The sequence below is a fragment of the Desulfovibrio mangrovi genome (assembly GCF_026230175.1).
In the GTDB taxonomy this organism is placed as follows: Bacteria; Desulfobacterota; Desulfovibrionia; order Desulfovibrionales; family Desulfovibrionaceae; genus Halodesulfovibrio; species Halodesulfovibrio mangrovi.
Genome location: NZ_CP104208.1, coordinates 290084 through 302384 on the forward strand (window position 1 = coordinate 290084; position 12301 = coordinate 302384).

9 protein-coding genes are annotated in these 12301 nt (G+C 42.7%); 8 read left to right on the forward strand and 1 reads right to left on the reverse strand.

The features are described 5' to 3' along the window. Window positions 1-20 precede the first annotated feature (20 nt). The 8 genes from N1030_RS17645 (at window position 21) to N1030_RS01245 (ending at window position 10487) form a co-directional block, all read left to right on the forward strand. Window positions 21-641, forward strand: a complete 621-nt coding sequence (locus tag N1030_RS17645; protein ID WP_276038094.1) for an acyltransferase — start codon at window positions 21-23, stop codon at window positions 639-641. Further along, entirely contained in the window at window positions 638-1822 is a 1185-nt protein-coding gene (locus N1030_RS01215) for a glycosyltransferase family 4 protein (protein WP_265827161.1), read from the forward strand. The genes N1030_RS17645 and N1030_RS01215 overlap by 4 nt, the downstream gene beginning before the upstream one ends. Continuing rightward, window positions 1819-2874: a glycosyltransferase family 4 protein gene (locus N1030_RS01220; protein WP_265827163.1), complete on the forward strand. Its 1056-nt coding sequence runs from the start codon at window positions 1819-1821 to the stop codon at window positions 2872-2874. The genes N1030_RS01215 and N1030_RS01220 overlap by 4 nt, the downstream gene beginning before the upstream one ends. Next, window positions 2871-4061, forward strand: coding sequence for a glycosyltransferase family 4 protein (locus tag N1030_RS01225; protein WP_265827164.1), 1191 nt, complete (start codon window positions 2871-2873; stop codon window positions 4059-4061). The genes N1030_RS01220 and N1030_RS01225 overlap by 4 nt, the downstream gene beginning before the upstream one ends. Further along, complete coding sequence (locus N1030_RS01230; RefSeq protein WP_265827165.1) at window positions 4036-5367, forward strand: right-handed parallel beta-helix repeat-containing protein; 1332 nt, start codon at window positions 4036-4038, stop codon at window positions 5365-5367. Before N1030_RS01225 ends, N1030_RS01230 begins: the two co-directional genes overlap by 26 nt. 1788 nt (window positions 5368-7155) lie before the next feature. After that, window positions 7156-8349, forward strand: a complete 1194-nt coding sequence (locus tag N1030_RS01235) for a glycosyltransferase family 4 protein (protein WP_265827166.1) — start codon at window positions 7156-7158, stop codon at window positions 8347-8349. A 22-nt stretch (window positions 8350-8371) separates the two neighbouring features. After that, entirely contained in the window at window positions 8372-9373 is a 1002-nt protein-coding gene (locus N1030_RS01240) for a radical SAM protein (protein WP_265827167.1), read from the forward strand. A gap of 1 nt (window position 9374) precedes the next feature. After that, window positions 9375-10487, forward strand: coding sequence for a glycosyltransferase family 4 protein (locus N1030_RS01245; RefSeq protein ID WP_265827168.1), 1113 nt, complete (start codon window positions 9375-9377; stop codon window positions 10485-10487). A gap of 326 nt (window positions 10488-10813) precedes the next feature. Here the strand turns inward: N1030_RS01245 and N1030_RS01250 are convergent. After that, a protein-coding gene (locus N1030_RS01250; protein WP_265827170.1) for an IS3 family transposase occupies window positions 10814-11988 on the reverse strand; the annotation gives its coding sequence in 2 pieces (ribosomal slippage) (window positions 10814-11724 and window positions 11724-11988; 1176 coding nt in all). Window positions 11989-12301: the final 313 nt, after the last annotated feature.

Sequence of the window (12301 nt, forward strand, 5' to 3'; positions counted from 1 at the left end):
ATGATATAATGAGGTGATTCATGTCTTGTAGGATTATAGTAAATAAAATTTATAATGTATTTAAAATTTTGTATATATGGACGAGTTCTGGTGTCTGTAAGAATATGTTAAAATTGTATGGCGTATGCTTTGAGGGGGCAGCAATCTTCGATGGCTATCCACAAATAAGGTTGGCAAACACAGCTAGTTTAAGAGTAGGGGACAAATGCATATTTAGGTCTACTTCTTTCGTTAACTCGATCGGTTGTAGGCGCTGTTTTATTAATGTCGCTGAAGGGGCTACTCTTACATTCGGAAGAGAAGTTGGTGTCAGCGGTATACAAATTGGTTGTGCTTCAAATATTTCGATAGGCGATGGAACCATTGTTGGCTCAAATGTCATTATTACAGATTGCGATTGGCATAGCGTGTCTCCTTCAGATCGTCGTGCAAATAGATTTAATACTATAAAGAATTCTCAACCTGTCGTTATTCGCGAGAATGTTTGGGTGGGTATGAATGCTGTCATCCTTAAAGGGGTGAGTATCGGAGAGAATAGTGTGATTGGTGCCGGTGCGGTTGTCACCAAAGACGTTCCACCTAATTCAATCGCATATGGCAATCCTTTAACTGTCAGACCGCTACCGATGGAGGGGGAATGAGAATATTATGGGCAGTTAATGTCCCTTTTCCTGATGTTTGTAGGCATTTGTCATTGCCACCGGTGGCTTTAGGCGGCTGGCTCCAGTCTTTGGCGAAAGTGTTGATTGAATCAGAAATAGATTTGCATATTTTGTGGGCAACAAAAATGGTCAAGAGGTCTGAGTCATTTATCAGTAATAATATAACTTTTCACATTATTAAGCTACGTGAGACTGAGTCGTATCTTACTGGGCAGTTTGTACGAGATGTTCATGATGTGGTTCGTGACTACAGCATTGACCTGTTTGATGTTTTTGGAACTGAGCAATACTACGGTCTTGCTTCTGAGGGGCTAGATATACCTTGCATTGTTAACATTCAAGGCGTCATAAATGAATTGCTGCCAGTATACTGGGGGACGGCCGAATGGATCGTAAGGCTTAAAAAGGCATGCTTGAAAGACTATTATCGGTATAGATTTCGAGCGAAGATGGAGAAAAAAATATTTGATCGAAATAGTATTTATTGTGGGCGAACTGAATGGGATAAGTCAATAGTATTAAAGTATCGTAATGACGCAACATATTATCATCGTGGTGAAATCTTAAGAGAAGTGTTTTATAAGACCAATTGGGATATTAATTTAGCTAGGCCAAATTCAATTTTTTGTGTGTCTAAAAATGTGCCTTACAAAGGTTTAGATGTGCTTGTGCGAGCATTGGCAATGGTTAAAAAGCAGATTTCTCAGGTTGAGTTGTTTGTGGCAGGGAACTTTGAAAATTATGGCTACTCTTCGTATATCTTTAATTTGACAAAAAAACTGGGCTTGAATGACAATGTTTCATTTCTGGGAACTCTAACTGATGTCGAGTTGGCCAGCATGATGCAACGTAGTAGGGTGTATGTAATGCCCTCTCATTTGGAAAACTCATCGAATAGCCTTGCGGAGGCTCAGCTTGTTGGAATACCTCAGGTTGTTGCTGAAGTCGGCGGTATACCGTCGCTTGTGGATGGTGACTTCAAAGTGTGTTACAAGTCGGATGATCATTCTGAACTTGCAAGCCAACTTCTAAGGATGCTTCAGGATGAGAATTATTCAGTTAGGCAGTCTCGTTCTATGAAGGAAGTGGCTCAAGTCAGGCATTCGGTCGAAGTAATTGTTTCTGATGTGCTGAGGCAGTATTCGGAGGTTGTCAAATGAAGATAGCCTTTCTCCTTTATAATTTGGCGATGGGAGGATCCGAAAGGAAAGTTGTAAAGCTTTGTAATCATTTTAATAAGAAATACAAAGTGTCTCTTATTGTTGTTGGGGATGATCTCGGTCTAAAGTCCGAATTGGAGCCTGGGGTAGATTGTATTTCTTTGAAGGATATGTATTTTTTTTGGATTTGGGGGTTGATAGATTGTATTGCGATACGAAAAGATATAGATATTATTTTTTGCATGAACCCAAAATTATCTTTTTATTCTTCTTTAATATCGACATTTTTAAAATCTTCGCTTCGGATAATATCATGTATTAATACATCACGTATATATAAGAAACGCCATTCTTTGCTTACGAAATATGTTTATTCTCATTTTATTAACAAGACAAATATTGTTTTTGGAGCAAAAGTCCAACAGGAAGAGTGGAAAGCATACTACAATGTAAGATCAAGAGATTCACATGTTGTATATAATGGCGTAGATTCAGAGTATTTTTCCAAAAAAGGTTCGTATGCTGAATCAGGAAGGATTAGGATAACAACTGTTGGCAGGTTGTCGCCGGAGAAGGGACACATTAATGTTCTTAAAGCTCTTACCCGAGAGAGTTGTCGGCATGTTACTTATAGTGTTGTGGGCTCAGGGCCTTGCCTTAATGAGCTTAAAGCATTTGCTGAAGAGAATTCTCTGGCTGTGGTGTTTTATGGCAGTCTCGATGATGTTAGGCCTATTCTAGAACAAACAGATGTCTTTATTCTTCCTTCAATAGCTGTAGAGACATTTTCCAATGCGGTATTGGAGGCCATGGCCTACGCTTTGCCGTGTGTAATTACCGATATCGGCGGAGCTCGCGAGATGATCTCTAACGGAGATACAGGTATTATTATCCCACCAGGATCGGTATCGGAAATTGAGAATGCAATTAGTAGGCTGAGTACTTCTCAAGAACGGGCTAGGCTCGGTAAAAATGCTCAACAATTTGTTCGTGATTACTTGTCTGATCGTATAATGTTTCGAAACTATCAAGCGCTAGTCGAAGAGCTATGAAAAGCATATTTGTAATAGCATATGATTTAAATCCGAGGCTGGGGTCAGAAGCCGGAAAAGCTTGCTTGTGGGTTAGAGAGCTGTCTAGGCGGTACCAACTTCTTGTCATGGTTGACAAGCGGCATGAAGCGGATATTCATTCTGAGGATTTCCCAAACGTAGAGTTTGAATTTGTCGACTGTTCATTTTGGGGTAGTTCGGTGCTCCTGAAGCTAAAAGCTTATTTTATTTCCCATTATTTATTTATTCTTACTTCACTCAATTTTTTGAAGAATAATTTCGACAAGGCGCATTTTGATTGTGTTCATTTTTTGACTCCATCCAGTTTTTATACTTATGCATTGTGGCTTCCTCAGTTGTCTATCCCTTATATTGTGGGGCCATTAGGTGGGGGGCTCATGACGCCTATCGAGTTTGGTGTTGTGGAGTATGTGAAGGCTTTTCCTCGAAGTGTTATCTATACAGTTGTTCGTAACTCTCCTTTTTTGAGAAAGTTTTTTGAAGAGTCTCGATGTGTTATTGTTGGTACCGAGCAATTAAAAGCTATGCTTCCAATATTACGGCGCGGTAAGTATCGCGTATTGTTTGATACATGTGTTGATATGGAGATGTTTTCTAGGAGTGTTCAACGGTGGAGTAATTTTACTGTAATTCTTTATGCAGCAAGGCTTGAAAGAAGCAAGGGGATCCTTTTGTTGCTTGAAGCTTTTTCAGAAATTGCATCGCGTCATGATGTGACTTTAACAATATTAGGTGATGGTAGTTTGCGGGATAAGGTGCGTGAATTGGTTTTGAAGTTGAAACTCGGTGACAAAGTTCGCCTTTGTGGGGCCGTTTCTAGAGATACTGTGATTGATCATATGTTTGCTTCCGACATTTTTTGCCTCCCTTCCTTGAGGGAGCCTGGTGGGGTGGCGGTGTTGGAGGCCATGGCTTGTGGATTACCTGTTGTAACTACTGATTATGGGGGGCCTGCGGTCAGTGTGGATGCAGAGGTTGGGGTGAAGATTCCCATTTGTAAGAAGGATGTATATATTAAAGAGCTGGCTTTAGCTTGCGAGGAGTTGATTGTTAATGTGGATAAACGAATAGCAATGGGGAAGGCCGCTAGGGAAAGGGTAGAGGCTTGTTATTCACGAAATTACATAGGGGGGGAAATATATGATCTATATGACGAGTGCTTATAGCCCCCTTATGCTGCTTGTTGTTCTATTGGTAGTGGCTCTCCCCCATGATGTTTCTGCTCGGACGTTCTTCTTTTCCAAAGAGGGTGTCGGTAATGGGAATGGTTCACGCGTGAGGCCTTATAATAAGTTGGAATATATCAAAAAAATAAAGCTTGTAGCAGGCGACAAGGTAGTCATCTGTGGGATCGGTTTTAAAGAGCAGGTTCTTGAGTTAAGAGGGAGTGGGATGCCCGATATGCCAATTGTCGTTACTGGAGAGGGCGATAGGAAGCCTCAGGTAAAAGGTGTCTATTACCGAAGTTTCATGGGGGCTGGTGGATGGGATATATCAGATTTAAAAATAGTAAATGACGCTGGAAACGGAGTAGATGTTGAAAAAATTTCAGGGCTCAGCTTAAAAAATATTCAGATTGAGCGTAGTGCAGGGCATGGAATTTACATACATGGCTCAATGAGCATCAAAATTGATCAGGTTGTTGTTAGAGACAGTGGAAGGAATGGTATGCTGATAACCGCTAGTGATGATGTTGTTGTGTCAAATTCATATGTAGAAAATAGTGGTATAAAGATTGGCTCCCACAATGTGGACGGCATCGCAATTCAGGGTGGTGATTCTGTATATGTGATAGATACCATCTCAGCGAATAATGAAACAACTTTGTCTTCAGGGTTTGATACAGCCGGCGAAAGTGACAAGCAGAGTGTTTTTATACGTTGTGTGTCATATGGAAATGCAGAAAACGGTTTTAGTTTTAAGGGGGGGGAAGGTTTTAATTCGTTGATTTCTGGGTGTTTGAGTGTTGATAATAAGAATGGTGTCGAAGTTGGAAATGGGCAGAATGTTATAGTTACTGATAATATCTTATATGATAATTATAACTGTGGGGTGAAGTTGAACTCAGGAGGAAATACGGTTTTGTTTAGTAATTTTATCTGGAACAACTCACGTCCGAGTACTTTTGTTGGTGCACAGTTAGCGATTGATCATCGAGTGGAGGATATTTCGTTTTTGACCTCAAATTGCAATATTGTGGGCTCAGAATATGATTCACACATCTACTATCACTCCAAACATGGGTCTTACTCTTTGAGAGAGTGGCAAAAAGTTTCAGGTAAAGATAGATATTCAAGTGATTTGAAGCCTGCTTTAAATGAGAAGTATTCGTCTGTTGATTTTAGAAGATACGACATGGAAAGCAAGGTTTGTCAAGATGAGTTGGACATTTTGAACTTCACCTCAGGTGATGAGTACAATCTTTTGTCCTGGAAAGTAAAAGACTATAAAACAATTTTTATCAAGCAGTGATGCATCTACTGAGTTGTTCTAACAAAAAAATAGATAATTTTTATGTTTTTCTATTATGATTTAGTAATATAAGTGATTTTCTGAAAATCATTATTATTTGAATGTTGTCTCTATATTGATATATGAGCAATTGCAGAGTTTTTTCTGCAAAAAATTCTGTTTTTCCAGGGGTGGTATTTTTTTTTGTCAAGTGTTTATGAGGATGTGAAAGAGAGCTATATAATAAAAGTGTCATAGTGTGAAGTTGATTTTTCTGATGAGATATTTGGATTTGTTTTTTTGTTTAAATAAAAGTTGATACTTTGATTTTTGTAGTTGGATGTAAAGTGGTTTGCGACTCTGTAGATTGTAATTTTATTACTGTGACGATAAGTTGGACTCTATGATATCTTTTTTTAAGATGTCGTATGGTTTTGTGTTGAGCGAATTTGTTTAGTTCTGCTGCAGTTGTATATTGGGAACCACTGTTTTTGGGATTGGCTGAATAGTAACCAATGTCTGCAATAGCTAATCCCAATGGAAATACGAAGTGCTTTATTGAGCAAGTGTTGAGATATACTCATAGAGCCTCTCCTGATTTTACAGTGTTGTTGAGGTGTCTTAACTATGTTGCAGCCCATCAGTCTGGCCTGATTGGCGAAAACACTCAAGGATTTTCAAGTATTTTAATGTCATATGTAGTGCAGGGTTGACTCCTTTCCGGTAAATTGGATCATTCAGAAATAGAGACTTTTGGCAAACGAGCTTACCACAAGGACAAGGGGGGGAGGGGGGGGCGAAGAAAAACAAGCTTACTAATGGGTAGGTAACTTTTGCCCTGTGCCAGACTGAGAGAGGCACTAAGGCCAGTGAAGCCTGCTGCAAAATGGGGATTTCAGAGGCGCCTTTCGATAACTGGAATAAAGATTGGGAACTTGGAGTGGGAGAAGTAAGTAGCCTCAAGCTGCTTGAAGAAAAATGCAACTTAAAAAGCTTGTAGCAGACCTCTATCCGATAAGCAGCTGAAGGATGTTTTAGCGAAATAGTTTTAAAGCCTACTCAGTTGACCTGCGTAGCTGGATATTTGAAGTAGGCTTACAAAATCAGCATACGAGGCAGATGTCCAGTCCTTGGCTTAGGACGTTCTAGCTATTATTATAAAGCTGTAAGAGATGATGATGTCCCTCTGCTTCCAAGTTTTTCTGACATAGCGCAGAGCCGAGTGCGCTCTGGTAGCCACAGGATGTATCCTATGTTTAGACGTGATGGGGGGATGTAAAGAACAAGAAAGTTCACTGGTTCTGCTGTGCAGAAGGGCTTAATTCTTGTTCCTGGAGACCACTGAGCACATCACGGTTAGGCGACGCATGGATCGCCCAGAACTCTTCGCATTTGACCAGTGTTAGGCCATGGATTTTGTGGCTGACAATTTGTTCAGCGGGGAGAGGATACGGACTATATGTTGTCGGTAATGATCGCCGAGGATGTTTGGATATCCTTGTAGAGCACGCGATAAAGAGGGAGTACTCTGTATCAGCCAGTCATAATGACTAAGAACGGGGGGAATGGTACAGTGCAGATTTTTGTTTTGTGAGATGGTAAATGAGTAGGTTAGACGGTGAGTTCACTTAGGCTGTTGATTGAGTGTGGGGATGTATCCCCAGCAATTAATTTTTCGGACATTTATTGGTCGAAGGATGGAAGTAATTGATGTTCGTGATTTCTGCACATTCAATTAGACACTAGGGCGAGGTTATTGCAGCTTGCCTAAATTGAAGTCTAAAATAACGCTGAGTAGATGGTGGGGTTATGAAAGTTCTTTTAGCTAACAAGTTCTTCTTTCTTAATGGAGGCTCCGAGACTGTTTTTTTTCAAGAGCGAGAGTATTTGCGCAATCAGGGTCATGGAGTCATTGACTTTTCAATGAAGGACCCTCGGAATATTGCTTCCGCATATGGCTCATATTTTGTTAAAAATTTTGATTTTAAAAAGTCATCAAGTTTTAAAACTGCGTTGTCTTTTATACATTCCGTTGAGGCGGTTTCAAAAATTTCGAAGCTTGTGGAAGAGACCCGTCCTGATATAGCTCACTTACATAATATATATCACCAATTAACTCCATCTATCATTCCTGCGTTGAAGAGCAGGGGGGTTAAAGTTATTCTGACACTCCATGATACAAAGCTTGTTTGCCCAAACTACTTGAGCTTGTGCCACGAAAGTATTTGTGATGAGTGTAAGGGTAAGTATTACTATAAAACCATACTCAAAGATTGTCAGCGATCTATAATGAAAAGTGCCCTTCTTGCCATTGAAGCTTATTTCCACAGGTTGATGAAAAGCTATGAAGGAGTCGATTGTTTCATTGCTCCGAGTTATTTCTTAGCTGAGAAGATTGAAGCGGTAAGGCCTGAATTGGGGCAGGTGAGAGTGCTTTACAATGGTATCGACACGGAGGCCATTCTACCGAGTGAAATAGACAATGGATATATACTTTATTTAGGTCGTCTTTCAAAAGAAAAAGGGGTGCCCACGCTCCTTAAAGCTTACCAAAAACTCAAGATAAAGCCTCAATTAAAAATCGTTGGCACAGGGCCTTTGCTTGAGTCGCTCCGCGAGAATTATTCTGATGTAGTCTTTACTGGTTATAAAAGTGGAGATGAGTTGACTAGGCTTATCGCAAGGTCTTCTTGTGTTGTTGTTCCTTCGGAATGGTATGAGAACTGTTCAATGGTTGTTCTGGAAGCTATGGCATACGGAAAGCCTGTTGTCGGTTCTAAGGTCGGGGGCATCCCGGAACAAGTTGAAGATGGTGTTTCCGGTGCGCTCTTTACGATGGGGGACGCTGATGAGTTGGTCTTAAAACTGACTATGTTGATGGGAGATGTTGAGTTGAGGAGAAGGCTTGGGCGTGCCGCTCGAGCAAAAGTCGAAGATAAGTACTCTTTAGCTGCCCATAACCAAGGACTTATGGATATATATAGTAAGGTCCTTCATTCGTAAGAAGATAATAGGTATAATGAACATGAATGATATCCCAAACCCGCCAGAAGCTCTTTTAGCTGTTACATATAAGTGTAACGCTAAATGCCATATGTGTAATACTTGGCAGTTTCCTTCAAAGAATAAAGATGAAGTCTCCCCACAGGATCTTGAAAAACTTCCCGGGGGGTATCGTTTTGCAAATGTGACTGGAGGTGAGCCATTTCTTCGTAAAGATATTGAAGATATTATCGAGGTCGTTCTTTCGAAGACTGATCGAATGGTGGTAAGTACGAATGGTTTTTACACAGATAGAGTTTTGGCAGTCGCTGAGCGCTTTTTTCCAAGGGTGGGGTTCCGTATTAGTATTGAGGGGCTTCCTGCTGCCAATGATGAACTCCGTGGTTTGAAGAATGGTTTTGATCATGGGGTGAGGACATTGTTGGGGCTTCGTCAGATGGGGCTAGAGGATATTGGTTTTGGTACGACTGTGTCTGATCGAAACGCCAAGGATATGGTCGAGTTGTATGAATTAGCTGAGGCCATGGGGCTTGAGTTTGCAACGGCTGCAATGCACAACACTTATTATTTCCATAAGTTTGATAATGAGTTTCATGATGTAGAGATGATTTCTAGTCAGTTTAAGAGAGTTGCTGAGCGCCTGCTTAAAACTAATCGTCCAAAGAACTGGTTTAGGGCGTACTTTAATTATGGCTTGGCAAACTATGTTCGTGGAAATGAGCGTCTACTGCCTTGCGAAGTTGGTTCCGATTTATTCTTTATGGATCCTTATGGTGAGATCCGGCCCTGTAATGGTATGGAAGAAAGCATGGGTAATATCAAGGCACAAAGTTTTGAAGAGATTTGGAATAGTGATGCCGCAAAGGAAGTTCGTTCTAAGGTTGGTAAATGTGATAAACAGTGCTGGATGGTTGGGAGTGCTGCACCTGCCATGAAAAAAGACCTTGCTACTCCGGCCAAATGGGTCATTAAGAACAAGTTGAGGTCTCTTATGGGCAAAGAGATTAATTGGCGTTTTAAATAAAATGAAAATAGCAGTTCTAGGTCTTCGTAGCATTGGTGGGGAATGTTCCGGCGGAATTGAGCGTCATGTGCAGGAGTTGTCTACTCGGATGGTCGCTCTGGGGCATGAAGTGACAGTTTTTTGCCGGAAGCAATACAATAATGTGGGTACGGAGTTTAAAGGCGTTCGTCTTGTAAATAGACCGGCTATGTATAGTAAGCATCTTGAAGCAATAACCCATACTGGACTTGCGGTTCCTTCAACTCTTGTTGGCTATGATGTCGTCCATTTCCATGCGACGGGCCCCTCTCTCCTCTCCTGGGTGCCGAGATTGGCCGGCGTCTCGACGGTTGTAACAGTTCATGGGCTTGATTTTTTGCGTGCCAAGTGGGGGCGGTTCGCGTCTATGGTGCTTAGAGCTGGAGCTTGGACATCAGCTAACTCGCCTTCAAGTACGATAGTTGTTTCCCAAGCGCTGCAGAGCTATTACAAGCAAGAATTCAATTGTGATGCTTTCTATATTCCCAACGGGATAGACAGTCCAGAATTGATGCCTTTAAAGATGCTTGCTAGGTTTGGAGTTGATCCGGGAAGATATATTCTTTCGTTGGGTCGTTTGGTTCCCGAGAAAGGTATCCATTATTTGCTTGAGGCCTTTCGGCAAATTGATACAGATTTAAAGCTTCTTATTGTTGGTGGTGGCTCACATAGCGATGGATATTTTGATAAACTCAAGACAATTGCCGGTAATGATAGTCGGATAGTGTTTACCGGTCCTTTGTACGGGGAGGAAAAAGCTGAAGCCTATTCTAACGCTAAAATGTTTGTCATCCCGTCAGATTTAGAAGGTATGCCAATCGCAATGCTTGAGGCTATGAGTTATGGTTGTCCTACGCTTTCAAGTGACATTCCAGAGTGTAAAGAGGTGGTTGGAGGTTTAGATGAAGGTCTTTGCCTGTCATTTGAGTCTGGCAATGTTGTAGATTTAAAAAGAACTATTGAAGTGATGATACGTATGGACAATTTGAATGAAATTGGTATGTCAGGCCGAGAGCATGTTATTTCAAGCTATAATTGGGATATGATTGTTGATCAGACCTTGGATGTCTATAGATCTGCTTGTGGTTTTTTATAATAATACATCACTGGATGAATGCACTATTTGTGGTGTAAGCAGTGTAGTTTGTGTTGGATAAAAAGTGGTGTATTAATTATAAATATATCAAAATTTTTATTTAGTTTGGTGATGTTGCAAATTAAAATCCTTCCCTAAATTATGTAGGGTATTTTTATTTTAAAATCAATTTGCGCGAAAGTGCTATAAGTGCTGCCGAAGAAGCACAGCATGAGTTGTTGTGGACGAGGGGCAACGCTTGTATCTCTCTGTACCTGTTCTTTATAAAGGGGCTATAGCTTTTTCTTGGGGGATTTAGAGGAAATGGGATGGGTATTTGACCTGCCCTATTCGTTTGTACCACCCGCAATGTTAGTCCTGCCTGCCGCCTGACGAGGCGGCCAGTGGCATGCTCCCCCATGGGGGAGCATCGCTTCGGGTGCTGGCGGCTTGTATCCCAACGAACTGTGCGGTCTGAATGTGTTGTACTCCCAGCGCCATTGCTCGATCAAGTACTGAGCCTCCTTCATTGTCATGAAGATCTCGCCGTTGAGCAGTTCGTCTCGTAATTTGCCGTTGAAGCTTTCGTTGTAGCCGTTTTCCCATGGGCTGCCTGGCTCGATGAACAACGTTTTCACACCGACTCGGCTCAGCCACTTCCAGACTGCCTTGGCCGTGAACTCAGGCCCGTTATCCGATCGGATGTGGTCCGGTGTGCCGCGTTCCAGAAAGAGCCGGCTCAGCCGATACAGCACATCTTCTGATTTGAGCTTTCGTGCCACCTCAATGGCCAGGCATTCGCGGGTAAACTCGTCGATGACCGTGAGCATCCGAAAGGCCTTGCCCTCATGCGTTCTGGCCATGACGAAGTCGTAGGACCAGACATGGTTCGGCCAGCATGGTCGAAGCCGGATGCACGAACCGTCCGAAAGCCACAGGCGCTTCCGCTTGGGTTGTTTGCTGGGGACCTGCAGCCCCTCGCGTCGCCAAATGCGCTCCAACCAGGTGTGACCCAACCGCCACCCGTCACGGTGGAGCAACTCCAGGATGCGGCGGTAACCATAACGGCCGTATTGCCTTGCAAACTCGATCACGGCCTCGGTCAGCGCTTTCTCATCATCCCGAGGATTGACTTGGTATCGTTGCGTGGAACGTGGCTGGCAGAGAACCCGGCATGCTCTTCGTTCGGGCACATGCAGCGTGCTGCGAACACGCTCGACGCAACGGCGACGACGCGAAGGGCTCAGAAGTTTCCCCTTGCCGCCTCCTCCAATATCAGCTTGTCAAGATTGAGGTCGGCCACCAAACGCTTGAGCCGGGCGTTTTCCTTCTCAAGCTCCTTCAGCCTCTTGGCCTGGCTTACCTGCATCCCGCCGTATTCCGTGCGCCAGCCGTAGTATGTCTGCTCGGTCACGCCCAGCTGCCTGCTCACTTGTGGAACCGTTTGCCCCTGCGCCAACAGTACCTCGGCCTCTCTCAGCTTGCCGATGACCTGCTCAGGAGCGTGCTTCTTCTTGCCCATGGAAAACCTCCTGCGGTCTCAGTACCCCTAACATTGGGCCTGGACCAGTTTTTCCAGGGCAGGTCAGTTTCTTCAATGTCATTTCCTTTAGACAGTACGTTAGTACCGGTTGACTTTGACCCACCGAATTGACCCAGCAAAATGCCCCTTAGTTGGGGTTGTGGTCGAGAGAAGTGCTTTTTCTAATATCCTGATTTAACAACAGAAAAAGCGCCACAGCTTGTTAGCTGTAGCGCTTAAATATCGTGGTACCGAGGGAGAGACTTGAACTCTCAAGGCCTTGCGGCCGGCGGATTTTGAGAATGAAATTGGG

Bases quoted from the DNA above. Each gene is read 5' to 3' on its own strand.
- N1030_RS17645 (WP_276038094.1), top strand. From the start codon at position 21: ATGTCTTGTAGGATTATAGTAAATAAAATTTATAATGTATTTAAAATT.
- N1030_RS01215 (WP_265827161.1), top strand. From the start codon at position 638: ATGAGAATATTATGGGCAGTTAATGTCCCTTTTCCTGATGTTTGTAGG.
- N1030_RS01220 (WP_265827163.1), top strand. From the start codon at position 1,819: ATGAAGATAGCCTTTCTCCTTTATAATTTGGCGATGGGAGGATCCGAA.
- N1030_RS01225 (WP_265827164.1), top strand. From the start codon at position 2,871: ATGAAAAGCATATTTGTAATAGCATATGATTTAAATCCGAGGCTGGGG.
- N1030_RS01230 (WP_265827165.1), top strand. From the start codon at position 4,036: ATGATCTATATGACGAGTGCTTATAGCCCCCTTATGCTGCTTGTTGTT.
- N1030_RS01235 (WP_265827166.1), top strand. From the start codon at position 7,156: ATGAAAGTTCTTTTAGCTAACAAGTTCTTCTTTCTTAATGGAGGCTCC.
- N1030_RS01240 (WP_265827167.1), top strand. From the start codon at position 8,372: ATGAATGATATCCCAAACCCGCCAGAAGCTCTTTTAGCTGTTACATAT.
- N1030_RS01245 (WP_265827168.1), top strand. From the start codon at position 9,375: ATGAAAATAGCAGTTCTAGGTCTTCGTAGCATTGGTGGGGAATGTTCC.